This window comes from Mesorhizobium sp. M0816, assembly GCF_040320005.1.
GTDB lineage: Bacteria > Pseudomonadota > Alphaproteobacteria > Rhizobiales > Rhizobiaceae > Mesorhizobium.
Window position 1 is genome coordinate 263,413 of sequence record NZ_JAMYOT010000001.1, and the last position, 24,374, is coordinate 287,786.

At 62.8% G+C, this 24,374-nt stretch carries 24 protein-coding genes and 1 pseudogene; 12 read left to right on the top strand and 13 right to left on the bottom strand.

The features are described 5' to 3' along the window. Nucleotides 1–5 precede the first annotated feature (5 nt). Nucleotides 6–671 carry a tetratricopeptide repeat protein gene (locus NKI17_RS01280; RefSeq protein ID WP_023674063.1) on the bottom strand — a complete coding sequence of 222 codons (666 nt, stop codon included), beginning with the start codon at nt 669–671 and terminating at the stop codon, nt 6–8. 205 nt (nt 672–876) lie between these two features. Here NKI17_RS01280 and NKI17_RS01285 point away from each other — a divergent pair, with 205 nt between their 5' ends. Then, complete coding sequence (locus NKI17_RS01285; RefSeq protein WP_352571431.1) at nt 877–1,869, top strand: polysaccharide deacetylase family protein; 993 nt, start codon at nt 877–879, stop codon at nt 1,867–1,869. Nucleotides 1,870–1,895: 26 nt separating this feature from the next. On the opposite strand, the gene sbmA is transcribed toward NKI17_RS01285, so the two are convergent. The 3 genes from sbmA to NKI17_RS01300 form a co-directional block, all read right to left on the bottom strand. After that, nucleotides 1,896–3,173, bottom strand: coding sequence for a peptide antibiotic transporter SbmA (gene sbmA, locus NKI17_RS01290; protein WP_031211034.1), 1,278 nt, complete (start codon nt 3,171–3,173; stop codon nt 1,896–1,898). A 114-nt stretch (nt 3,174–3,287) separates the two neighbouring features. After that, nucleotides 3,288–4,442, bottom strand: a complete 1,155-nt coding sequence (locus NKI17_RS01295) for a YbfB/YjiJ family MFS transporter (RefSeq protein WP_352905286.1) — start codon at nt 4,440–4,442, stop codon at nt 3,288–3,290. A 122-nt stretch (nt 4,443–4,564) separates the two neighbouring features. Beyond that, the gene (locus tag NKI17_RS01300; RefSeq protein WP_352579416.1) at nt 4,565–4,768 is read right to left on the bottom strand and encodes a hypothetical protein; all 204 of its coding nucleotides are present in this window, start codon (nt 4,766–4,768) and stop codon (nt 4,565–4,567) included. Between the two features lie 97 nt (nt 4,769–4,865). Here NKI17_RS01300 and NKI17_RS01305 point away from each other — a divergent pair, with 97 nt between their 5' ends. The 3 genes from NKI17_RS01305 (at nt 4,866) to NKI17_RS01315 (ending at nt 7,531) form a co-directional block, all read left to right on the top strand. Next, nucleotides 4,866–5,780: a LysR substrate-binding domain-containing protein gene (locus NKI17_RS01305; protein ID WP_352755501.1), complete on the top strand. Its 915-nt coding sequence runs from the start codon at nt 4,866–4,868 to the stop codon at nt 5,778–5,780. Between the two features lie 80 nt (nt 5,781–5,860). Then, a complete protein-coding gene (locus NKI17_RS01310; protein WP_352905287.1) occupies nt 5,861–7,117 on the top strand; it encodes an aminopeptidase in 1,257 nt (418 codons plus the stop codon). 57 nt (nt 7,118–7,174) lie between these two features. Then, on the top strand, nt 7,175–7,531 hold the full coding sequence (locus NKI17_RS01315) for a DUF488 domain-containing protein (RefSeq protein WP_352569431.1): 357 nt from the start codon (nt 7,175–7,177) through the stop codon (nt 7,529–7,531). Between the two features lie 187 nt (nt 7,532–7,718). On the opposite strand, the gene NKI17_RS01320 is transcribed toward NKI17_RS01315, so the two are convergent. After that, nucleotides 7,719–8,072, bottom strand: coding sequence for an ArsC family reductase (locus NKI17_RS01320; RefSeq protein ID WP_352905288.1), 354 nt, complete (start codon nt 8,070–8,072; stop codon nt 7,719–7,721). Between the two features lie 155 nt (nt 8,073–8,227). Here NKI17_RS01320 and NKI17_RS01325 point away from each other — a divergent pair, with 155 nt between their 5' ends. Together NKI17_RS01325 and NKI17_RS01330 are read left to right on the top strand one after the other, a co-directional pair. Continuing rightward, a complete protein-coding gene (locus NKI17_RS01325) occupies nt 8,228–8,578 on the top strand; it encodes an ArsR/SmtB family transcription factor (protein ID WP_292659938.1) in 351 nt (116 codons plus the stop codon). Nucleotides 8,579–8,580: 2 nt separating this feature from the next. After that, nucleotides 8,581–9,060 (top strand): annotated as a pseudogene (locus tag NKI17_RS01330) (SRPBCC family protein). 125 nt (nt 9,061–9,185) lie between these two features. Here the strand turns inward: NKI17_RS01330 and NKI17_RS01335 are convergent. The 7 genes from NKI17_RS01335 to NKI17_RS01365 form a co-directional block, all read right to left on the bottom strand. After that, a complete protein-coding gene (locus tag NKI17_RS01335) occupies nt 9,186–10,613 on the bottom strand; it encodes an aldehyde dehydrogenase family protein (RefSeq protein ID WP_352905289.1) in 1,428 nt (475 codons plus the stop codon). A gap of 34 nt (nt 10,614–10,647) precedes the next feature. After that, entirely contained in the window at nt 10,648–11,733 is a 1,086-nt protein-coding gene (locus NKI17_RS01340) for an ABC transporter ATP-binding protein (protein ID WP_352473379.1), read from the bottom strand. Continuing rightward, nucleotides 11,723–12,331 carry a cupin domain-containing protein gene (locus NKI17_RS01345; RefSeq protein WP_352905290.1) on the bottom strand — a complete coding sequence of 203 codons (609 nt, stop codon included), beginning with the start codon at nt 12,329–12,331 and terminating at the stop codon, nt 11,723–11,725. The genes NKI17_RS01340 and NKI17_RS01345 overlap by 11 nt, the downstream gene beginning before the upstream one ends. 205 nt (nt 12,332–12,536) lie before the next feature. Then, nucleotides 12,537–13,607, bottom strand: a complete 1,071-nt coding sequence (locus NKI17_RS01350; protein WP_352579424.1) for an ABC transporter substrate-binding protein — start codon at nt 13,605–13,607, stop codon at nt 12,537–12,539. Next, complete coding sequence (locus NKI17_RS01355; protein WP_352905291.1) at nt 13,592–14,470, bottom strand: ABC transporter permease; 879 nt, start codon at nt 14,468–14,470, stop codon at nt 13,592–13,594. The genes NKI17_RS01350 and NKI17_RS01355 overlap by 16 nt, the downstream gene beginning before the upstream one ends. Further along, on the bottom strand, nt 14,467–15,354 hold the full coding sequence (locus NKI17_RS01360) for an ABC transporter permease (protein ID WP_352569420.1): 888 nt from the start codon (nt 15,352–15,354) through the stop codon (nt 14,467–14,469). Before NKI17_RS01360 ends, NKI17_RS01355 begins: the two co-directional genes overlap by 4 nt. Nucleotides 15,355–15,438: 84 nt before the next feature. Beyond that, entirely contained in the window at nt 15,439–16,722 is a 1,284-nt protein-coding gene (locus NKI17_RS01365; protein ID WP_352905292.1) for an NAD(P)/FAD-dependent oxidoreductase, read from the bottom strand. Nucleotides 16,723–16,947: 225 nt separating this feature from the next. Between NKI17_RS01365 and NKI17_RS01370 the strand changes: the two genes are divergently transcribed. From NKI17_RS01370 to NKI17_RS01395, 6 genes are all read left to right on the top strand, one after another. Next, nucleotides 16,948–18,105, top strand: coding sequence for a fumarylacetoacetate hydrolase family protein (locus NKI17_RS01370; RefSeq protein ID WP_352905293.1), 1,158 nt, complete (start codon nt 16,948–16,950; stop codon nt 18,103–18,105). A 77-nt stretch (nt 18,106–18,182) separates the two neighbouring features. Then, the gene (locus NKI17_RS01375) at nt 18,183–18,977 is read left to right on the top strand and encodes an SDR family oxidoreductase (RefSeq protein WP_352905294.1); all 795 of its coding nucleotides are present in this window, start codon (nt 18,183–18,185) and stop codon (nt 18,975–18,977) included. A 250-nt stretch (nt 18,978–19,227) separates the two neighbouring features. Further along, the gene (locus NKI17_RS01380) at nt 19,228–20,160 is read left to right on the top strand and encodes a substrate-binding domain-containing protein (RefSeq protein ID WP_352455167.1); all 933 of its coding nucleotides are present in this window, start codon (nt 19,228–19,230) and stop codon (nt 20,158–20,160) included. Nucleotides 20,161–20,267: 107 nt separating this feature from the next. Then, entirely contained in the window at nt 20,268–21,254 is a 987-nt protein-coding gene (locus tag NKI17_RS01385) for an ABC transporter permease (RefSeq protein ID WP_023674041.1), read from the top strand. 3 nt (nt 21,255–21,257) lie between these two features. After that, on the top strand, nt 21,258–22,052 hold the full coding sequence (locus tag NKI17_RS01390; protein ID WP_352569415.1) for an ATP-binding cassette domain-containing protein: 795 nt from the start codon (nt 21,258–21,260) through the stop codon (nt 22,050–22,052). 59 nt (nt 22,053–22,111) lie between these two features. Then, complete coding sequence (locus NKI17_RS01395; RefSeq protein WP_352905295.1) at nt 22,112–23,134, top strand: LacI family DNA-binding transcriptional regulator; 1,023 nt, start codon at nt 22,112–22,114, stop codon at nt 23,132–23,134. A 548-nt stretch (nt 23,135–23,682) separates the two neighbouring features. On the opposite strand, the gene NKI17_RS01400 is transcribed toward NKI17_RS01395, so the two are convergent. Continuing rightward, a complete protein-coding gene (locus tag NKI17_RS01400) occupies nt 23,683–24,264 on the bottom strand; it encodes a TetR/AcrR family transcriptional regulator (RefSeq protein WP_352569411.1) in 582 nt (193 codons plus the stop codon). Nucleotides 24,265–24,374: the final 110 nt, after the last annotated feature.

The following is a 24,374-nucleotide window of genomic DNA, read 5'->3' on the forward strand; positions in this document are numbered from 1 at the left end:
GACTATCACGACACGCCGCCCGAGCCGCGGATCAGCTCGGACATCAAAGTCGCCCGCTCGCGCGTGTTGCGCGGGGCGCCATCATCCGCGGCGATCTGGTCGAACAGCTTCAATGCATCCGCCGCCTTGCCTTCCTTCCAGGCGGCAAGGCCAAGCGCCTCGCGCGCCGTATGGCGCAGCGTGTTGGTGTCGGCGGTGAGCGCCTCGACGCGGCTGGAGACATCGGCGAAAGAGCCGTGGTCGACCAGAAGCAGCGCTGCCCTGAGACGAGCCATGTCGCGAATGCCAGAGGGGATCTTGGTGTCGGCGGCGACCTCGTCGAAATCCTTGACGGCGGCGTCGACGTCGCCCTTGTCCGCCTTGACGGTTGCCGCGCGCATGCGGGCGAGCAGCGGATAGGCGCCGTAGCCGTCCTTCTCCAACGCCTCCAGAGCGGCAAGCGCCTCGTCGTTCTTCCCGTCATTAGCAAGCTTGAGCGCCTGCGAAAAAGCATCGCCCGAGCGGTTGGCGCGAGTTTCGTCCCAATAGCGGTAGCCGACGACAGCAGCAGTGCCGAGCACCACCAGCACGGCCAGCACGAGCAAGGCGGGACCGAAACGGTCCCACAGCGCATGCGCCTGGTCGCGACGAATCTCTTCGTTGACTTCGCGGATAAAACTGTCGTCCGACATGGATCAAAACCATTTCCTGCCCCGGGCGGGGCGGTTGATGAGCCCGCGTTTTAGCGAAATTTTGCCGGCATGGAAGGGGTTCGGCAGGAAAATCGCCTATTCACGAGGCAGTCGCCGCCAACGGCGGCCGTACAGGTCGATCCTACCCGTGCCATATTTCACCGGTAGGCGTCGCTTCTACATTCCTTGATCCGGTCAGATGCCTTTGCCCCGTTTGTCCCGCGTTGTTGCGTTTTCGATTGCCGCGCTTGCTACCGGCGCGGCTTTTGCCGACCCGCCGGCGCCGCCGGCAAAACCGAAGCAGATCGTCATCATCTCATTCGACAGCGCCCGCGACATTTCGCAGTGGCAGCGCAGCCGGGCGCTGGCCCGGCGCACAGGCGCGCATTTCACCTATTTCGTCTCCTGCGTGTTCCTGTTGTCGCCGCAGACACGCAAGGAATACACCGCGCCCGGCAAAACAGAAGGCAAATCGAATATCGGCTTTGCCGCCTCCAGGCAGGAAGTCGCCGACCGGCTCGAGCAGATCAACCTTGCGGCCTCAGAAGGCCACGACATCGGCAGCCACGGCTGCGGCCATTTCGATGGCAAGGACTGGAGCAAGGCCGACTGGCTGGGCGAGTTCGGCTCGTTCAAGCATATTCTCGAGAACGCCTATTCGATCAACGGCATTGCACCCGAACCAAAGGGCTGGCGCGATTTCGCCCGCAAGTCGGTGGTCGGGTTCCGCGCGCCTTATTTGTCGGCAAACAAGGCGCTCTACGAGGCGCTGCCCGCGGCCGGTTTCCTGCTCGACGCAAGCGGCGTCTCGCGTGGGCCGGTCGAGCCGCCGACCGTCAACGGCATCACGCGCTTTTCGCTGCCGCAGATCCCGGAAGGGCCGAGCTCAAGGCGCGTGATCGCCATGGATTACAATCTCTATGTCAGACATTCCGGCGGCTTCGAGCGGCCGAGCATGGCAGAAGAGTTCGCTGACCGGACCTATAACGCGTTCCGCGCCGCCTTCGATGCGCAATACCAGGGCAAGCGCATTCCGCTTGAGCTCGGCTTCCACTTCACGCTGATGAATGACGGCGCCTACTGGAACGCGCTGGAACGCTTTGCCGGCGAGGTCTGCGTGATGAAACAAGTCGAGTGCATCAGTTTTCACGATTATGTTTCGCGGCGAGGCGAAAGGCACGCGGCGGTGGGCGGCTGAGCGGAAGCGCTCGCCGCCCGCCAGTCTTAGCTTGCCGGCTGGTCCTCAGGGCGCAACCCGGCTTGCTCACGTTCGAGATAACGCTGGTCGATTTCCGGCAGCGGCTCGCCTTCGAGCGTGGCCTCGAAGGCGCGCAAGCGTTTGTAGATCGAGATCAGTTCCACGACCGTCGGCCAGGCATTGACCAGATACTGAAATGAAGATCGGACCTGCTCAAAGGAGTTGAGAATCTGGTTCAGAGCGCCGAGCTTGATCTTTCCCGCGACCATCGTAGGAACAAGAACAATATATGGAAATATATTGTCGATCTGTAGATAGAATATTCTAGCGACGTTAAAATATAAGTAGTGGAAGTATTTACGAAAATAGATGCTTCTTACACTTCTAAAAAGGTCAGCGACAGTTGGCGGTTGGGCGCGATCTGCATCGTCCTCACCATAGACCAATTCTTTGCGGTAGGCTGCCTCGACACGTTGGGTGCGGAATTCGAGACCCGGCAGTTTGATTCCTACCGCAGCTAAGAAAGTAGTTCCGAAGGCCGACCAAAGGATTGCTACAACGACCAGGGAGTAAGGCACCGTGCCGACAATCGGCAGTTCCGTGACGTTTTCAGAGAGATGCAGCAGCACGGGAAGGAACGCTATCAGTGTCATGATGGACCCGACTAAGCTTACGCCCAGATCCTCCATCGTGCTGGAGAAGCGCATCGTGTCTTCTTGAACACGCTGGGACGCACCTTCGATGCGCCTCAATCTTTCCCAGTTGGTCATGTAGTATTCGTTCATTGCGGTGCGCCAACGAAATATCCAATGACTTACAAAAAACCGGTTGAGGGCACCAACGGTCACAGCCAGAAGCGCAATCCACATAATTGTCAGCAGTTGGATATAGAAGTCCCACGGCGTCGTAGAGTACGGTGTGCCTAAAGCCTTCTGAATAAGATCGTAGAAAGGGCCATACCAGTCATTGAAGGCGACATTTACCTGCACCTGGTAATAGATCACAAAGAGAATCAGTGAGGTGCCAAGGATCGACCAATTCCGCCATGGATGAGGTCGGTACCAGGCCCAAAAGCCGTAGAAGATGAGGACGACAGCCGCAAAATATATATAGAACCAGAGAAATGGCTTCGACCAAAAGAGCGACACGCCAATGATCTTGTCGACGCCGGCGGCCATCGGGGGCAGTCCAAACACTGCTCCAAGTTGCTCTCCTCCAAAAAACCAAAACAGAACGGCCGCGAGGCTCCAGACGGCGACCGAACTGAAGAACAGCTTCGGCTGCGGAAAAAACGATACGAACACTGTGGCGAAATCCTCGGTCGATGCGCAAATCAGCGGGTTCAGCGGGCATAAAGTCACACATTAGTGGGAAAGAAAATGCCCGTGCCCGATGCCCGCAACCGAGCAAGACCATAATCATGGCGATTTTGGCGCAGCCGACCAGGCGATCGCGCCGGAAGCGAGCAGGACGGCGGCGGCCACGATCGAGGCGAGGAAAAAGTTACCCGAGGCCTGCGCAAGCAGCCCGGCGACGATCGGGCCGATGATCTGGCCAAGGCCGAAGGCGGCCGTCATTACCGCCAGCATCCGGCGCGGCGCTTGCGGAGCAAGCTGCCTGCCGGCCTGCAGGCCAAGCGCGGTGATGGCGATGAAGGTGCCGCCGACAAGAAGGCCGCCGAGCAGCGGCCCGGTGCGCCCGCCCATGATGACACTGGCGCTCACGCCGACCACCTCGACCAGACACCCCAGGGCATAGGCGGCATAAAGCCCGATTCTCGCCGCGAGCTTCTGCCACAGCCAGACCGAGGGGAAACCGGCAAGGCCGGTGACCATCCAGACCACGGCCTCGAAGATCCGGCCGCCGCCGCCCTGGCGGACGATCGCGACCAGGAACGTCGCCGTGACGATGTAGCCGAAGCCGAACAGGCCGTAGGCGACGATGATCTTCACCAGCGACCGGTGCTTCGGCAACGCCGGCTCGGGCCCGGCAACGCTGTTCGCGGTCGAGGTGCCGGCAGCCAGTAACGCGACGGCGGCAAAGCCGCAGGCCGAAATCACCGCGGACCACCGCCAGCCCGCCGCCCAGCCGGCATGTTCGGTGACGAGGACTGCCAACAGCGCCGAGGACGCCGCGATGCCGAGGCCGACACCGCCGAAATACAGCGCCTGCAGGTCGTTTCGCCCGGCCGCGGCGAGATGACCGAAAACGATGCTGGTCATGAAGACCAGGACAAAGGCGCTTGCAACGCCGGCAAGAAAGCGGATGACGAGAAACGCGGCCATCGTGCCGGTCAGGCCCATCAGGCCGGCGAGGATCGCGGTGGCGGCAAGGCCGGCCAGCATCAGCTGACGCTCGCGGCCTTGCGCCCAGCCGCCGGTGGCGGCAAGCGCGCCGACGAGGTAGCCGAGATAATTGGCCGATGCGATCCAGCCGGCATCGGCCGGCGACAGGCCGAGCTCCTCCATCATGCCGGGCAGGATCGGCGTATAGACGAAACGGCCGATGCCCATGGCGACGGCCAGGGCAATCATGCCGGCGATTGCGAGGCGGAAAGGCGAAGCGATGTTCATCGCGGTGCACCATAGGTGCGCCTGCCGGTGAGACAATCCGCCTTTTATTGGGCCAGAAGTGTTCGCAGCCGCGTCGGCGGCTGGCTCGCCTGAGGTGCCAAGCACGATCCTCGTTCAGGAACTCAGCCGCAGCAGGTCGAGGCCGTCTCGTAGCGAGTGCGACGCGCGGTCAGCCTGAATGGCATGTCGGCGAGTTCGCGCTCCGACATGGTATCGAGGAGCGGATGCGCCAGCGGATCGGTCACCCAATTGATGGCCTCGCTGTCATCCCGGTGTGGCTGCGCCCCGATCGGGGAAAAGGCGCCGAGCCATGATAAAATCTTCATCGGATTTGCCTCCTCACTCTGCGTAACCTACTTAGAATCCGCCGTTCGTTAGCGTCTGGCAATTGAGATTTCCGCCGCTCCAGTTTAGAAAAACTGTATGGCTATGCTGAACCGCGTCCATCTCAACGGCTTGCGCGCCGTCGAAGCCGTCGCGCGCCTGGGCTCGCTCGCGGCGGCGGCCGGCGAGCTCAACGTCTCGGTCAGCGCCGTCAGCCAGCAGATCAACCGAACAGAAAAACAACTCGGCCGCGCGCTGTTCGAACGAACGCCGGCTGGCCTGGTGGCGACGGAATTCGGCACCGTCTTTGCCGCGCGGCTCAGCGCAGGCTTCCGCGAACTCGCACAGGCGGTGGCGCTTGCCGATGAAAGCTCGGAGTGCACGCTGGTGGTTTCGGTGGCGCCGGCCTTCGCCTCGAAATGGCTGCTGCCGCGGCTGTCGCGGCATTTCGCCCGCCATCCGAACGTGCTCCTGCGCATCGATGCCTCGGTGCGGCTTGCCGATCTCGATCGTTCGGACATCGACGTCGCCATCCGGCTCGGCGACGGCAAATGGCCGGGCGGGCGGGCCGAATTGCTGCTGGCGCAAGAGGTGTTTCCGGTCTGTGCACCGGTGATCGCCAGCAAGCTGAAATCGATCGAGGACCTTGCTTTGACCTGTGCGATCACCGACGAAAGATCGATGATCAGTTGGGAGAGCTGGTTCGAAGCCGCCGGGGTGGAGCCGGTCACCTTCATGAAGGGCGCGCGCTTCACCGATCCGATGCTGTGCCTGGAATCGGCGATTGCCGGTCACGGCGTCATGCTCGGCTGGCAGTTGCTGGCCGCCGACGCGCTGGCCGACGGCCGTCTCGTCGCGCCGTTCGGCATACGCGCCCAGAGCGGCCTCGGCTATTGGCTGGTGACTTCGGCCAGCAAGAACGAAAGCCGTAAGGTCAGGGATTTCAAGATCTGGATCCGCGAAGAGATCGAGGCGACGATGGCGCAGTTCAGGTCGCTCGAGAGCGCCAGCTGAGCCTGCCAGCACATCACGGTGGAAAGGTCGGTAGCGCCGGTCTATGTAAGAAACAGTCCCCAATCACGGCAGGCAGGATCATGACCACACATTCGCGCGGCGTTTCCGCAAGCATCGACCCGGTGAAGCTCGACAGGCTGGCGGAGGTCGCCGTCAAGGTCGGGCTGCAATTGCAGCCGGGGCAGGATCTGGTGCTGACCTCGTCTATTGCCGCGCTGCCTTTGACGCGGCGGATCGTCGAGCACGCCTACAAGGCAGGCGCGGGCCTGGTGACGCCGATCTTCAACGACGATGAGATCACTCTCGCGCGCTTCCGCTACGGCGCCGACGCCGGTTTCGACCGCGCCGCCGGCTGGCTCTATGAAGGCATGGCAAAAGCCTTCGCCAACAATGCGGCGAGGCTTGCCGTGCGCGGCGAGGATCCGTCGCTGCTTTCGGCGCAGGACCCGGCAAAGGTGGCGCGTGCCAACAGGGCGAATTCGATGGCCTACCAGCCGGCGCTGGAGAAGATCACCGGCTTCGACATCAACTGGAACATCGTCGCCTATCCCGATCAGGCCTGGGCCAAGCAGGTATTCCCGGACGACGCCGAAGACGTCGCCGTGGCCAAACTTGCCGACGCCATCTTTGCCGCCTCGCGGGTGGATGTCGAAGACCCGATCGGCAACTGGACGGCGCACAATGCGGCGTTGAAGAGCCGCACCGAATGGCTGAACGGCCACAATTTCCACGCGCTGCATTTCACCGGCCCCGGCACCGACCTGACCGTCGGGCTGGCCGAGGGGCACGAGTGGATGGGCGGCGCCTCGACCGCCAAGAACGGCATCACTTGCAACCCCAACATCCCGACCGAAGAGGTTTTCACCACGCCGCATGCAAGGCGCGTCGAAGGCCATGTCACCAGCACCAAGCCGCTGTCCCACCAGGGCACGCTGATCGACGGCATTGCGGTGCGTTTCGAGGCGGGCCGCATTGTCGAGGCCAAGGCCACGAAGGGCGAGGATGTGCTGCAAAAGGTGCTCGATACCGACGAAGGCTCGCGCCGTCTCGGCGAGGTGGCGCTGGTGCCGCATTCCTCGCCGATCGCCAAGAGCGGGCTGCTGTTTTTCAACACGCTGTTCGACGAGAACGCCGCCTGCCACATCGCGCTCGGCCAGTGCTATTCGAAGTGCTTCGTCGACGGCGCCTCGCTCAGCCAGGACGAGATCGCGGCGCGCGGCGGCAACAAGAGTTTCATCCACATCGACTGGATGATCGGCTCGGACAAGATCGACGTAGACGGCGTCCATAAGGACGGCAGCCGCGTGCCGGTGATGCGCAAGGGCGAGTGGGTTTAGGCCCGGTATCTCTAAACGAAGGCCAGCAAGCAGCGGCGCCTGCTGGCCCATGCGGGGTTGGCAATGGAGCTCGCGGTCAAGCGCATCTATGAGCCGCCGGCGCCCGATGACGGGCAGCGGGTGCTCGTCGACCGCATATGGCCTCGCGGCGTCCGCAAAGAGGACGCGGCGCTGACGCTATGGCTAAAGGACATCGCGCCAAGCAATGGGTTGCGCAAATGGTTCGGCCATGAGCCGGCGCGCTGGGCGGAGTTCCAGCGGCGATACCGCGATGAGCTCGACCGGAACGGCGAGGCGGTGGCGGAACTACGTGCCTTGCTCCGTGAAGGCAAGGTGACGCTGCTCTACGGCGCCCATGACGAGGCGCACAACAATGCGGTGGCACTGGCGAGCTATTTGCGTGGGATCAATTAGTCACGCCGGCGGGACAGCGCCCCCCTCTGGCCTGCCGGCCATCTCCCCCTCAAGGGGGGAGATTGGCAGCTTCGCCGAAAGCGCCCTTCTTTGGAGACTAGCGAAAGCCGAAGTGACATCCAATCTCCCCAGAGGGGAGACGTCCGGCAGGACAGAGGGGGGCGCGACGGATCGTGGCGGGTCGGTTCTACTTCCCACTCACCGCCTCTTGATAAACATCAGGCTTGAAGCCAACGAGAACCCTGTCGCCAAGTTCCAGCACCGGACGCTTGATCATCGTCGGTTTGGCCAGCATCAGCGCCTTGGCCTTCTTCTCGTCCAGGCCCAGTCTGTCCTCCTCCGACAGTTCACGGAACGTTGTGCTCGCCTTGTTGAGCAGGATTTCCCAGCCGACCTTGCCTGACCAGCCGTTCAGCCGATCCGCGTCAAGGCCGTCTGCCCTGTAGTCGTGAAAGCGATAGGCAACATCGTGGCTCGCCAGCCAGGAACGCGCCTTCTTGACCGTATCGCAATTGGTGATGCCGTACATGGTGATCGTCAAAACGCGTCCTCGGACCAGTCGAATCTGACGGCACCCTAAAACCGCGCCTCTCGGTTTTCCAGCGGCCTCGCCGGCCGTCTGCGATTTTCGCGCTTGCCAATAGTAAGGAATCTTCCTAACTATTTCCCGAGCTAATTTGAGGCAAGGAAACGACCATGACGGGCCTGCAGACCGAAAGCCCCCCGCCCATTGACGGCATTTTCCGGGCGCTCGCCGATCCGACCCGGCGACGCGTGGTCGAGCGACTGAACCGAAGCCCCGCCTCGGTCAGCGAGCTTGCCCAGCCGTTCGAGATGGCCCTGCCATCCTTCATCGAACACCTCAGGGTTCTGGAAGGCTGCGGGCTGGTGCATTCGGAAAAGGCCGGCCGCGTCAGGACCTACCGGCTCGCGCCGGAGCCGTTGAAGCTCGCGGAAAACTGGCTGGCCGAGCAGCGTGCGCTGTGGGAGCGCCGTCTCGACCAGTTCGACGATTACGTGCTGAAACTCAAGGAGAAAGACAGATGAATATGGTGCCGTTGTTCCAACCCGATCCGAAGCTCGACCTCGTGCTCGAACGGACGATCGAGGCGCCGCGAAAACTGCTGTGGATGGCCCTGACGAGACCCGAGCATGTCAGCCAATGGTTCACGCCGAAGCCGTAGATCATCACCGATTGCGAGATCGACCTGCGGCCCGGCGGTCTGTTCCGAACCCGCATGCAGTCGCCCGACGGCAAGGAGGTCAACGACAGGCGTTGCTGCTACCTCGAGATCGTCCAGGACGAGCGGCTGGTGTGGACCGATGCGCTGCTGCCCGGCTACCGGCCGTCAGGCGACCCATTCATCACAGCCGTCATAGCGCTGCAATCGCATGGCGAGACGACGCGCTACACCGCCACCGCCATCCACCGCGACGAAGCCACGCGCAACAGCCACGAGGAGATGGGCTTCCACGACGGCTGGGGCACGGTGGCGGATCAGTTGGCCGGCTATCTCAAGACGATCTGAGGCGACCCTGCTTCGCACTCACATTGCGGCCACGCAATCGTTGTGGCCGTTCAGCCGAACGCCGGTGCCGAGGCACCAACGCTCGCAACAAACTTGACGGTTGGCGTAATGCCAATGTTGAACGCTCAGGCGCCGTAGCCGATGATGCCCTTGATCTCGAGGAAATCGTGGATCGCCCAGTCGGCATATTCGCGGCCGTTGCCGGACTGCTTGTAGCCGCCGAAGGGCGCAAACGTATCCCATTCCGGATAGTTGATCGACACCTGCCCGGCGCGTAGCCGGCTGGCAATCTTGCGGGCGTGGTCGATATCCCCGGACTGCACATAGGCAGCCAGGCCATAGACGGTGTCGTTGGCGATCTTCACCGCATCATCATCGTCATCGTAGGAGATGACCGACAGGACCGGCCCGAAAATCTCCTCCTTCTCGATGGTCATGCCGGGCCTGACGTGGCCGAAAACGGTCGGCCGCACATAATAGCCACGGTTGAGGTGCTCCGGCCGGCCGGGTCCGCCGGTAACCAGCGTCGCGCCCTCGGCGATGCCTGCCTCGATCAGCCGCTGGATCTTGTCGAACTGGATGGTGCTGACCACCGGCCCGAGCTTGGTCTCCTCGGAGCGTGGGTCGCCGACCTTGTGCCGTTCGGCGGCCTTCCTGGCGATCGTCAGCGCCTCGTCGTGACGGGCGGCCGGCACCAGCATGCGGGTCGGCGCGTCGCAGGACTGGCCGCTGTTACCGAAGCAGGCGTTGACACCCTTGCGCACCGCCGTCTCGAAGTCAGCGTCGGGCAGCACGATATTGGCCGATTTGCCGCCGAGCTCCTGCGCCACGCGCTTGACCGTCTCGGCCGCCGTCTTGGCGACGATGATGCCGGCCCGGGTCGACCCGGTGAACGAGACCATGTCGACGTCGGGATGGCCAGCCATGACCTGGCCGACATCCGGACCAGTGCCATTCACCATATTGTAGACGCCCTTCGGCGTGCCGGCGGCGTCCATCACCTCGGAAAAGATGATGCCGCTGATCGGCGCGATTTCGGAAGGCTTTAAAATGACGGTGCAGCCGGCGGCGATGGCCGGCGCCACCTTGCAGACTATCTGGTTGAGCGGCCAGTTCCACGGTGTAATCAGCGCGCAGACGCCGATCGGCTCCTTGACCACCATGGTGGTGCCGCGCTTCTCGCTGAATTCGTAATCCTCCAGCGCCTTGATAGTGGCTTCCATATGCGCCCTGCCCGCCCAGGCCTGCGCCTCGCGCGCCCACCTGATCGGCGCGCCCATTTCCTGGCTGACCGCCTGGGCGATGTCCTCGTAGCGCTCATTGTAGACTTCGAGGATACGCTTCAGCAGCTTCAGGCGCTCGGCCTTGGTCGTTTGCGAAAAGGCCGGGAATGCCGCCTTGGCCGCAGCCACGGCCTTGTCGACATCGGCTTTCGAGCCGACCGAGATTTTGGTGTAGGCCTCTTCAGTGGACGGATCGATCACATCCAGCGTTGCCGGAACCACGGGGCCGACCCATTTGCCGCCGATGAAAAAATTGAGATGATTGCTCATGGGCCGTGCTCCGGTTTTCTGGAAATGAGTGAGACTAGCTAGGCAGCATAGGGCAGTTGGCACCACGGCGCAGGCTGATATGCGCCACGTCGCCGACGCTGAATTGAAAACCCTCTGTCCGGCGCGGCGCGTCGATCACCACCTGTGTCCCCTGCCCCAACTCTGCATGAAGGCGCAAGGTGCGGCCGTGAAAGACGATGCTGTTCACCCGCACCGGTGCAGTACCGGCCGCCGCCTCGGTCGTGGCCAAAAGGTCCTCCGGACGCACGCCAATGGTGCGCACCGTGCCCTCGCCAGGCAGCTCGCCTTTATCCGAAATCGCTTCCAGCGGCAGAGCGCCGGCGATGAACCGCAAGCGCTCGCCATCGCGGCCGACAAAGCGCGACTGCAGAAGGTTCATGGTGCCGATGAAGCTGGCAACGAATTTGGTGGCGGGTCGATCGTAAAGGGTCGCCGGCGGCGCAATCTGCTCGATGCGGCCCTTGTTCATGACGACAATGCGGTCTGAGATCGACAGCGCCTCGGTCTGGTCGTGCGTGACCATGACGAAAGTGGTGCCAAGCCGCGACTGCAGTCGCTTCAGTTCGACCTGCATCTGCTCGCGCAGATGCGCGTCGAGCGCCGACAGCGGCTCGTCGAGCAGCAGCACACGCGGCTCGCAGACGATCGCGCGGGCAAGTGCGACGCGCTGGCGCTGGCCACCCGACAATTCGGACACGCGGGCGCCGAGCTTCTCGGCAAGGCCGACCATGTCGAGCGCTGCGCCGACGCGCTTTGCCTGTTCGGCACCGGAGAGCTTGCGCAGCGACAGGCCGAAGCCGACATTTTCGGCAACGTTCATGTGTGGGAACAGCGCGTAGTCCTGGAACACGGTATTGACGGGACGGCCGAAGGGCCTGAGCGCCGTGATGTCGCGGCCTTCGAGCAGGACCCTGCCGTTCGACGGGCTCTCGAAGCCGGCGATGACCCGCAAGCTGGTGGTCTTGCCGCAGCCGGACGGTCCGAGCAGGGTCAGGAACTCGCCGCGCGAAATATCGAGATCGACGGCGTCGAGCCCGATGATGCCGCCGGGGAAAATCTTGGAGACCTTGTCCAGCCGGACGAGCGGATCAGGCGCCATCGCGAATCTCGGACGGTTTGGTCGTGTTGACCCACAGGATCTGGCAGCGCTCGCTGCCCGGATTGCGGAAGGCATGCAGCAAGGTGCTCTTGAAGGCGAAGCTGTCGCCGGCCTTCAGCCCGTATCTGGTCGAATCGACCACCAGCTCGACCTCGCCGGACAGGACGAAGCCGAATTCATGGCCGGCATGGGCGTAGGCTTCGGCGGTGCCACCACCGGCTTCCACGGTCACCAGCATGCCGGTCAGCGTGGCGGCTGGCGGCGACAGCAGTGCCTTGGCGATGCCTTCCGATTTTACCGGGATCTGCCGCCGGCTGTTGGCGCGCACGCAATAGAGGTCGTTGCCGACATCATTGCCGTCGGCGATCAGCGCCGACGGCTCTATATCGAGGGCGGCGGCAAGCGGCCAGATCACGCGGACCCGCAATGACGACATGCCGCGCTCGATCTGGCTCAGTGCACCGATCGACACGCCGGCTTTGGCGGCAAGTTCGGCCAGCGAGAGATTGCGCTCCAGCCTGAGCGCCCGCACGCGCCGGCCGACCCTGACGTCGGCGTCGTCCTTCGGCTTCTCAGCCGCTTCGTCCAGCATGTCCATTCGTTCGTCCTTGTTACAGTATTTTTGGCCGGCGCCGCGCGCTCTTCCCTTCTCCCCCTTGTGGGAGAAGGTGGCCGAGCGAAGCTCGGTCGGATGAGGGGTGTTCCAGAAAACACCAACGCCTCATTCCTTCCAACACCCCTCAACCGTCTTGGCGCTGCGCGCCAATCCACCTTCTCCCACAAGGGGAGAAGGAAGAGCGAACTCAGCCGCCTGCCTTGACCTTCTCGAACATCTTGGCGAGTTCGTCATTCTGTTTCATCGGCCCGGTGAAGATCGTGGTCTTCAGCATCACCTCGGGATCGGAAGGCAGCTGCAGTTTCTCCAACTCCTCCTTTGGCACGGCGGCGAAAGCCGAGCTGGTCGAGCTGCCATAGCCGTAGGCCTGGATCAGATACTTTCCGGAATCCGTTTCCAGCCGGCTGTTGATGAAGTCATAAGCAAGATCGACGTTCTTGGCGTCCTTGAGCATGACGAAACCGCAAGCCCAGGTCAGCATGCCTTCCTTCGGCTTCATGAACTCGACAGGCACGCCCTGCTTCTTCAGCGAGGTGGCCGAGGCGTTCCAGGTCATGGCCGCGACCAGCTGGCCGCTCGCCAGTGCCTGTTCGACCGAGGTCATGTCGGTGGTGTAGTTCGAGAGCAGCGGGCGCTGCTCGCGCAGTTTCTCCGCCACCTTGTCCATCTGTTCCGGTGTCATGTCGAATGGATTGACGCCGGCCAGAAGGGCCGCCACCACCGGTGTGTCGTGGACGGCATCGATGGTCGCCATGCGCCCGGCATATTGCTTGTCCCAGAGCAGGTTCCAGCTGGCTTCGGGGTTCTTCACCAGATCGGTGCGGTAGAGGATCGAGGTATTGCCCCAGTCCCACGGCACCATCCAGACCTTGCCGTCGCCGGCCTGCAGGTCGGGCAGGTTCTTGAAGACCGGGAAGATCGAATCCCAGTTCTTGATGCGCTTGGTGTCGATCGGCTGCAGCAGGCCTTCCTTGTTCCAGCGCGCCACCTTGTCATAGCAAGGGTGCGCGACATCGGGGCGGAAGCCGGCCTTGACCTTGGTGAAGGCGTCATCGTCGTCGCCGAACGTCGCGGCTTCGACGCCATCAGGGTGCGCGGCGAGGAAGCTCTTGTTGAAGTCGGGCAGCTCGTAACCCGACCAGGTGAAATATTGCAGCTTGTCGCCGGCAAAGGCGACAGTCGACGCAAGCGCCAGCGCGAAGGCGGCCAGTCCGGTTTTCGCTGTCTTTGCCGTTATCGATTTCAAGTCGAATGCCATTGCAGTTCTCCTCTTTCGGTTTCTTCTGGTTTTGACAGGCTGGCGGGCGCTGGCTGCCGGGTGGCGGCAAGCCCGCGATGGCGCAGGATTTCGGCGAGTGCGGCGATAACGAACGACACGGCCAGGATCGCCGTGCCGAGCGCCATGACGGTCGGCAGCGATTTCGGGAAGCGCAGTTGGCTCCAGATATAAAGCGGCAGCGTCGGCTCGGTGCCGGCAAGGAAGAAGGCGACGATGAACTCGTCGAACGAGGTCAGGAAGGCCAGCATGAACGCCGAAATAATGGCGGGCAGGCTGAGCGGCAGCATCACCCGTCTGAAGGTCGTCCAGTCCGAGGCGCCGAGGTCGAGCGCTGCCTCGCGGATGGTCTTCGGGATGGCGGCGAAGCGGCTGCGCATGACCACCACCGTCGTCGGCAGCGCCACCAATACATGGCCGAGCACAATGGCAATGCGCGACGGCCCGAAACCGGCGAGATTGACCAGGATCAACAGCGAGATGCCGACGATGACGCCGGGGATCAGGATCGGCAGCCGCGCAATGGCACTGATCGTGGCGGCCAGCGGCGAGCGGCCGTAGAGGTCCATATAGGACACGGTGATGCCGCAGAGTGTTGCGCCGGTGGCGGCAATGGCGCCGATGACGAGGCTGGTGGCAAGCGCACCGGACAGCGCCGAATTGCCGTAAAGTGTGCCGTACCACTCAAGCGTGAAGCCTTGCAGCGGAAATGCCGCCTGGATCGAATTGTTGAATGAAAACAGCGGGATCAGCAATATCGGCAGATACAGGAACACCAGATAGGCAAGGACGTAGGCTCCGAGCCAGCCGCCGCCTTGCTTTGCGTCCAGGCGCGCGGTGTTCATGTGCGGCTGCCGTATCGCCGGTCGGCGAAGCGCACCACCAGCACCACGGCGAGAATGACCAGCATGACGGCGACGGCGAGTGCGGCGCCGAACGGCCAGTCATTGGCCTTGCCGAACTCGGCCTGGATCAGTGTGCCGATCATTGTACTGGCAGGGCCGCCGACCAGCGCCGGCGTCACATAATCGCCGACGGTCGGCACGAAGACGACGAGAGCGGCCGCCAGCACGCCCGGCATCGAATTGGGCAGCACGATGCGGCGGAAGCTGGTGAATGGTTTTGCGCCGAGATCGGAAGCGGCTTCGAGCAGCGATTTCGGGATGGTGTCCAGCGCCACATAGATGGGCAGGATAGCGAACGGCGCATAAGCGTGGGCGAGCGTGACGACGACCGCTGCCGGCGTATTAAGGAAGGCCAATGTCGGCTCCGACCAGATGCCGCTTTCGATCAGCGCCGAGTTCAGCACGCCATTATAGGCAAGCACGATCTTCCAGGCGAAGACGCGCAGCAGATAGCTGGTCCAGAACGGCAGGGTCAGCAGGAACAGCAGCAGCCCGCGCCGCCGCCCGGCATGGAAAGCCAGATAGTAGGCAACGGGATAGGCGGTGACGACGGTTGCCAGCGTCACCAGGCCGGCGATGCCCAGCGAGCGCAGCGTCACCGTCCAGTACAGCGGATCGGTGGCCACAGTGACGAAATTCGCAAGGGTGAAACCAGCCCCCAGCAGCGAGCCGTCATTGCCGCGAAAGGCGAGAAAGAACACCAGGCCGAGGGCGAAAAGGATCAGCAAGAAGGTGACCAACCCGCCGGGCAGCAGCATGGCGAAGCGAAAACCCGGCGAAGACCGGGTTTCCGGCAGCGGCTGCGTTGCGGCGATGGTCGACATCGACTACCCATCATAATTTGAAATTGACCAAACTTTTTTCATATTCGTGAAGCTGTCAAGCTGTTTCATGCTTGGGAATGAACGTCAGCGTTCGAAGGCGTCCAGCATCCGGTACCAGGCGATCGTCGCGGCAACGCCGACCTGCCGAAACGCATGAAACGGGATCGGCCGGATCGGCGAAACCGGGAACGGCAATTGCCTGGTGTCGCCGCTCGACAGATAGGAGGCGATGCGCTCGCCAAGCGCGGTCATCAGGCCGATGCCGCGGCCCTGGCAACCGACGACCGCCAGCAGACCCTTCTCTGGCTCGTGGATATGCGGGAGATGGTCCGGCGTCATTGCCACCCGGCCGAACCACCGCTTTTCAATGGCAATGTCTGACAGCGCCGGATAAAGCCGCAGCAGCGCGCGCTCCAGATGCGCCCAGTCGGCCGGGCCGTTCGGCAAAGCCATGCGGCCGCGCCCGCCGAGCACCAGCCGGCCGTCGGCACTCTTGCGATAATAGACGAGGATGCGGCGCGAATCCGACACTGCCTGCCCTTCCGGCAGGATAGCCGCCGCGAGATTGGACGATAGCGGTGCTGTCGCGATCTGGAAGGAATGCAGCGGGACGATCGTCTCGGTGAGGCCGGGAAGCAGGCCGCCGGTATAGGCGTTGGTCGCCAGGACAATCGCCTTGGCCTTGAGTTCGGCGCCGCTTTCCGTAGAAACGTGCCAAATGCCAGCATTCTTGCTGATCTGCATCACGTTCTGGCGCTCGGCGATCTTTACGCCCGCCGCTGCAGCGACGCGCGCCAGTTCCGACGTGTAGGCGAGCGGATCGATGACACCGGCGCGGCGATCGAGCCAGCCGCCGAGATAGCCTTGCGCGCCGGTCATCGTCGCGATCTCCGTCCCGCTCAGCAGCCGGACATCGGCGCCGCGGGCGCGCCACTGCCGATCCCGGTTCGCCGCCGCTTTCAGCGCGGTCTCGGTATGCGCGGCCTGGATCCAGCCATTGCGGACGAACGGCACCGCCAGTCTTTCGTCGCGGATCAATTCGAAGACGGTGTCAGCGGTCGAGGCGGCAAAGTTGACGAGCGCTTCGCCGCGTTCGAGACCAAAATGCTCCAGCAGCCAATCCGGATCGTATTTCAGGCCGGGAATGACCTGACCGCCGTTCAGGCCGGATGCGCCATTGCCAATTTCGCCGGCCTCCAGCACCTGGACAGCAAGGCCGAACCGGGCAGCGTGCAAGGCTGTCGACAGCCCCATGATACCGCCGCCGACGATAACGACATCGACGCATTGGCCGGCGGGAAAAAGCGACTGGAACGCGGTGGCTGTCCGCGGCTTCTGCCAGATTGGATCGGAAAACCGTACGGGCAAGCGTCACCTGGAGATTTCAGTAGGTGAAAACCCTAGCGACGGTTTCATTATTTTGAAAGAGCGTTTTCCGTCGCCGTTGGCGCACGTCAGGCTCGATCAAGGTCCAGCGATGCGAAGACCGCTTGAAAGAATTGACAAAGCTCGCCCTGCAAGCGGGATAGACCTTTGGCGGGAATTTGTTGAAAGTGCCGCGGCCGAAGGACAAGACAACAGGAAATGTAAGCCATGACGAACGCCACACATTTGCCCGCCGAAGGCCTCTTCGTGGGCCGCGCCCGGGCGAGCGATGCTTCCCATCCGCTGGCGGTCACGGTGCGTGACGGCACGGTCTTCGACATCACGTCAAATGTGGCGCCGACCGTGCGCGACGTTTGCGAATTGCCGGATCCGGCGGGGCACGTCCGCTCGGCCAAGGGGCGGCCGATCGGCCCGCTCGATGCCATTGCCGCCAACAGTTTCGAGACAGCGCGCGATCCGGGGAAACCGTATCTGCTGTCCCCCGTCGACCTGCAGGCGATCAAGGCATCTGGCGTCACCTTTGTCGTCAGCCTGCTCGAACGGGTGATCGAGGAGCAGGCGCGCGGTTCGGCGGAAAAGGCCGACGCCATTCGCGCCGACATCGCCGGGCTGATCGGCCACGATCTGTCGAAGCTCAAGCCCGGCTCGCCGGAAGCGATGGAGATCAAGGCCAAGCTGATAGCGCGCGGCGCCTGGTCGCAATATCTGGAAGTCGGCATCGGCCCCGATGCCGAGATCTTCACCAAATGCCAGCCGATGGCCTCGGTCGGCTTCGGCGCCGATGTCGGCCTGCATCCGGTTTCGACATGGAATAATCCGGAGCCGGAGATCGCCATGATTGCCGCCGGCAGCGGCAGGATTGTCGGGGCGACGATCGGCAACGACGTCAATCTGCGCGACGTCGAGGGGCGCTCGGCGCTGCTGCTCGGCAAAGCCAAGGACAACAACGCTTCGGCAGCACTTGGCCCCTTTATCCGGCTGTTCGATGAGACGTTTTCCATCGGCGACGTGAAGCAGGCGATCGTACGGTTGAAAGTCGAAGGCGAGGATGGGTTCTCGCTGGAGGGTGCCAGTTCGATGGCCGAGATCAGCCGCTCGCCGGAAGAGTTGGTCGCCGCCGCCATGGGGCCACATCACCAGTACCCGGACGGGCTGGCGCTCTATCTCGGCACCATGTTCGTGCCGTCGAAGGATCGCGGCGAAACAGGCAAGGGCTTTACCCACAAGGTCGGCGACATCGTCACCATATCGTCAGAGAAGTTCGGCGCCTTGGTCAACCGGGTGCGGTTGTCGCCCGACTGTCCGCACTGGACTTACGGTGCCAGCCACCTGATGCGCGACCTCGCCAGGGCCGACCTCATCTAGTCCCCCACCCTACATCCGATAGATTCTAGAATTCTCTGATTGGAAATTACCTGCTCGTCGGCATTCGGGAGAGTCCATTGATCGTCGCTCTTGAGGGCAAGACCCTTGTCGTTACCGGCGGAACGCAAGGGCTTGGCGAGACCATCGTCCGGCTGGCCTCAGCCGACTGCGGCGAAGGGATCGCCATTGTCGGCCGCAATGCCGAGCGTGGCAGACGCATCGCCGAAGAGCTTTCACGACCAAGCCGGCCCGTCGTCTTCATCCAGGCCGACCTTGGAGATCCGGCCGCGCCTGCAGCTGTCATGGCGGAAGCGATCAAAAGACTCGGCCGCATCGATTGTCTGGTGAACGCCGCGGCCCTCACCGACCGGGCCTCGCTGGAAACTGGCACAATCGACGACTGGGACAGGTTGTTTTCCGTCAATGCGCGCGCGCCGTTCTTCCTCATGCAGGCAGCCGTAGCCGACATGAAGACACGGCGGGCGGCGGGCGCCATCGTCAACATACTGTCGGTGAATGCGCATTGCGGTGCGCCGGACCTTGCCATCTATTCCGCAACCAAGGGCGCGCTTTCGACGCTGACCAGAAACATTGCCAACGCGCATCTTTCCGATCGCATCCGCGTCAACGGCATCAACATGGGCTGGGTAGCGACGCCGGCCGAACAAGAGATGCAGGCGCGCACGCTGGGCAAGGGCGAAAACTGGGCAAAGATTGCCGCCGCCGGCCTGCCGCTTGGTCGATTGCTGACCATGGACGAAGTCGCCCAGCTAACGCTGTTCCTGCTCAGCGACGCCTCCGGGCTGATGACCGGGACGCTTATCGACCTAGAGCAATACGTGCTCGGCGCGCCGCCGCGCAGCATTGCATGACGGTCGCAAGGCCGATCGTCGGCCGCCTGGAAAATATCAGCCAAACTGATGCAATCTGATGGGATTGCTGATGGCGTGGTGCCTTGCGCCAACGTCCATTGGCAATCGAGGCTTGCCATCGATCGAAAAAGGGAATGCTCTAATGCGCCCAGGTCGACGCTGGCAAATGCGATCACGGCTTTGGCCGCGCACGGTTTTTGGCCGCGATCGTCGTAGGAGGAGGAGTTCGGTTCAAATGGGAGGAAATCAAATGCTGACGAGGCTAAGACTGCTTGTACTTGGCTTGATGGTGGCGCTGGCCATTCCGGCCGCGGCACAGGCCAAGACGTTCTACTGGATTTCGCATGGCGGCCCGGCCGATCCGGTCTGGACATACTTCCTTGCCGGCGCCAAGCAATGGGCGGCGGACACCGGCAACACCGTCAACACGTCGTTCCACAATGGCGACGTGGCGTCGCAGCAGGAGGCTGTTCGCGCCGCGATTTCCGCCAAGGCCGACGGCATCACCACGACCAGCCCTGATCCGGGCAGCCTTGTCGAGATCGCCAAGGAAGCGCGGGCGGCGAACATCCCGATCATCAACTTCAACACGCCCGACCCGAAGGCGGACTTCAACGCCTATGTCGGCGGCGACAACGTCACCTTCGGCAAACATTGGGCGCAGTATCTGGTCGACAAGGGCCTTGTGAAGAAGGGCGACTTCGTCTGGATGCCGGTCGAGATTCCCGGCGCCACCTATGGCGTCCAGGAAGAGGAAGGCATCAAGAGCGTGTTCGAGCCGCTCGGCATCACCTATGAAATCACCGAAGCGACGCTCGACCAGGCCGAAGTGATCAACCGCATGGTCGATTACCTCACCGCCAACAGGGCCAAGGTCAAGGCGGTTATCGGCCTCGGCGACCTTGTCACCGGTTCGATCAAGCGGGTGTTCGACCAGGTCGGCGTCAAGCCGGGCGAAATCCCGGTCGTCGGCTGGGGCAACTCGCTCGACACCACCCAGGAAGTGCTGAACGGCTACGTCAATGCCGCGCAGTGGCAGGATCCGCAGGCGACCAGCTACGTCGCGCTCTCGCTCGCCAACATGGCGGCGAGCGGTATTCCACCCGGGTTCGACGTGATCACCGGCGCGCTCTACGAGAAGGACACCGCGGCAGTCTACGACAAGATCCTGTCCGGCAAATAGATCCGCGATCGAGTTGGTCACGGCCGCTTCGGCGGCCGTGACTGTCTCATCATTCCGCCGAAGCCGGTTGCGGTCGCGGCCAAATCCAATCCTATCGCGGGTCCAAGGTGGAAAATCGTTCTCTTATCCAACGCTCGATCGCGCGGCCCGAGTTCGGGCCGTTTGTGCTGCTCGTCGTCGAGATCGCCGTGTTCTGGGGCATCAACCACGACTTCCTGTCGCCGCAAAACATCTCGAACACGCTGGCCTTCACGGTCGAGCTCGGGCTGATCGCGCTGGCGATGACGCTGTTGATGACATCAGGCGAATTCGATCTCTCGGTCGGCTCGGTGTTCGGCTTCTCGCCGGTCCTGATGTGGACGTTGTTCAACAGCGGCGTCGCCTCGCTGGAAGCCGCCTTCGTCATTGCGCTGGTGGTCGCTGCGTTCATTGGACTGGTCAATGGCTGGTTCGTGACGCAGCTCAAGATCCCGTCCTTCCTGGTGACGCTGGGCATGCTGCTGGTGGTGCGCGGCACCGCTTTGTTCGTCACCAACGGGTTTCCGCAGCGGACCTGGAGCGCCGAGGGCAGCTGGCTGGCGGAAGCGCTGGTCGGCGATTTCTTCATCGGGCCGTTCCGTATCTACATGTCGCTGTTCTGGTTCATCGCCGCCGCAATCGCGCTCGGCTACGTTCTGACGCAGAGCCGGACAGGCAACTGGATCCAGGCGGCCGGCGGCAACCCGAGTGCTGCAAGGGCGCGCGGCGTCAATGTCAGCGGCGTCAAGATCGGCCTGTTCATCCTGTCGTCGATCCTGGCCTCGCTTGCCGGCGTCATCTCCTCGCTGCGCACCTCGGCGGCCAACCCCAACAGCGGCACCGGCTACGAGCTCGAAGTTATCGCCATGGTGGTGATCGGCGGCACGGCGCTGACCGGCGGGCGCGGCACAATCATCGGCACGGTGCTCGGTATCCTGATCCTGCGCGTGATGCGCAACGGCATCGTGCTGATCGGTGTGCCGGGCCTTGCCTATAATATTTTCATCGGCGCCATCATCCTCGGCATGATGGCGCTCCATTCATGGCTGGAACGCCGGCATCAGGCAGGGACTTGAACCATGGCCGAACCGCTTGTCCGCATGGAAAATATCCGCAAGTCCTATGGCCGCGTGCAGGCGCTGGTTGATGCCAATTTCCATGTCAACGAAAGGGAGATCGTCGGTCTGCTCGGCGACAACGGCGCCGGCAAGTCGACGCTGATCAAAGTGCTGTCGGGCGCGGTCCCGCTGACCAGCGGCGACATCTTCATCCGCGGCAAGAAGGTGAATTTGCGCAGTACCAGCGACGCCATCGCCCACGGCATCGAGACGATCTACCAAGACTCGGCGCTGGTGACGCAGTTGTCGATCGCCCGCAACCTGTTCCTTGGACGCGAGCCGATCAAGCCGCCGCGTTTCCTCAACCGCATGGACCAGGAGGCGATGAACGTGGTTGCCCGTGACCTGCTCAAGCAGGTCGGCATCTCGAAGAACATCCCGCCGACGACGCCGATCGGCTCGCTCTCCGGCGGCGAGCGACAGGCGGTGGCGATTGCGCGCGCCATGCATTTCGACAGCGATCTCATCATCCTCGACGAGCCGACCAACAATCTCGGCGTCGCCGAAACGCAAGGCGTGCTGAGCTTCGTGCGCAGTGCCCGCGATTCCGGCCATTCCTGCATCTTCATCGCCCACAACATCCATCATGTCTTCCAGGTGGTCGACCGCATCGTCGTCATGCGCCGCGGCAAGGTGGTCGCCGACGATATCGACCCGAAGAAGACCAGCGTCGCCGAAGTCGAACGCGTCATCACCGGCATGTCGGACAAGGAGATCCATGACGCGCTGGTCGAGGGCACGCAACGGCCCAGCTGAGCAGCCGGGGGTCGGCCTGATCGTCGAGGCACTGGATCGCATCGCCACATGGTTGCGACATGAAAGCCACCGTTTCGGATATTGCCAGAAGCTGCGGCCTGTCGACCGCGACGGTCGACCGTGTGCTCAACAACCGGCCGGGAGCCAGTGCCGCCAACCGGCAGCGCGTAATGGAGGCGGCCAAGCAACTCGGCTATCTGCCGGTCGTCGACCAGGTCGCGTTGCCGTCGCGGCCGGCACATCTCGAATTCTTCCTGCCGATAGGCAGCAATGCCTTCATGGCCGATCTGGCCAGACACATCGAGGATTATGCGGCGCGCCTGCCGCTGGTCGCCTCCTGCCGCATCCACAAGCTCGCCGGCATCTCGCCGAGCGCCTTGCAGGCGGCCGTCGAAAACCTCTCGCTCAAGGCGAACGGCGTCGGCGTCATCGCCATCGATCATCCGAGAACGCGCAACATCTTGCGCGAGATCGTCGAGGCCGGCATCCGCCTGGTCACACTGGTGTCCGACGTTCCGGGCGCGCCACGCTCGGCCTATGTCGGCATCGACAACCGTGTGGCCGGACGAACGGCGGCGCTGCTGATGGGACGGTTCCTCGGCGGCCGCCAGGGCCATCTGGCGATGGTCGTCGGTTCACGCTCCTACCGCGGCCACGAGGAACGCGAGATGGGCTTTCGCTCCGTGCTCGGCGAGGAGTTCCCCAACCTAACCGTCACCAGCGCCGTGGAGATCAACGATGAGCCGGGGGTCAGTTATACCGCGACCATGAAGGCGCTGCACAACGAGCCGGAGCTGCTCGGCATCTACTGTATCGGCGCCGGGCGCTCGGGCGTGGCAAAAGCATTGCTCGAAGTCAGGCCGCAGACGAAGCCGGTGTTCATCTGCCATGATCTGACGCGCGAGACGCGCGGCTATCTCGTCGACGATCTGCTCGACGTCGTCATCGACCAGAATGCGCGGCTGATTGCCGAACAGTCGGTCATTCGCCTGCTCGGCTCGATCGCCTCGTCGGCGCCCTATCTGACGCGAAAATTCATCGAGCCGCGCCTGATCTTCAAGGAAAATGTCCCGGTGCAGTGATGTCGCGCAAGGCGATGGTCGCTCGGGCCTCGATCGTTAAAATTCGGTTGATACCGCAAATCTGCACATCACCTATGCAACTTTTGTGGTTGCCGAATCATTGGGCAATCGATAGTTTCGCAGGTGTCGGCCATCTACTCCTCCCAGATGCGATGCCGACGCTGAGTGCGGTACACCTCCTCCCGTGCCGTATTCGAAATCGAGCCCGCTGCCACCTCCTCCCGGCAGCGGGCTTTTTTTGTTCCGGCTCCGGGATAGCGGGCGATGCTGGGATCGTGACTGGCACCGGACACGATTGCTGATCCGCGGATCGGTGAGCTTCGCTGCGACCGCCGCGGCTTGTCGGGCAGAATCCTGTCACACTTGTCACTCTCACCGGTTCGCCGGCGGCCCTATCCTGCCTCACGACCAGCAATCAACGCCGCGCCGGCCATGGTGCGGAGGATCGGCACAGGAGACGCGAGATGGCACATCGCGATGGGACGAGACATCACCCGGCGGCGCGGCCCGCAATCGAAACGCCACGTATCGTTCCACCGCTTGCGAGACTATCTGGCCCTGAAAGACGTGATCAGGCCCTCTGCCATGCGGACGAACTGCGCGCTCGGGCCCTCGGCGCCGACGCTTTGCAGGCTGACGCGGGCGCCCTCGAGCAACAGCGACAGCGTGTCCGCAAGAAGCTCGGCCTGTCCAATGCCGGCATCACGACACAGCGAGACCAGCCGCTCGCGCTGCGCTTCCTTGAGTTCCTTGATCACTTGCCTTGCCGGATGATCGGCCTCGCTCAGCTCGATGGCGGCGTTGGCCATGTCGCAACCGCGACGGTCCGACATCAGGCAATCGGCCGCCATCCGGACCCAGGCATGCAGCTGCGCCAGCTTGTCGCCCGGATTCTCAGCCTCGAACTTTTCCCACATCGCGTTGGCGCTGCAGGCGGTTGCCCGCAGACATTCGATGATCAGGTCGTCCTTGGACTCGAAATGCCGGTAGAGCGTCATCTTGTTGGTGCCGGCGGCCTCGGTGATGGCGTCGATGCCAACGCCGCGAATGCCATGCTTGTGAAACATGTCCCGTGCCGTCTCCAGGATCCTGTCCCGGGGGCGAACACGCTCCACAACAACGTCTGTCATCAAAACCTCCGTGATTGCGTTTCCCGAAATTCCCTCGGTGCACCTCTTGACTAGGGTGTTACCGGTCTGTAACGTTAGAGATGTTACTTACCTGTAACACCCGCATTGCA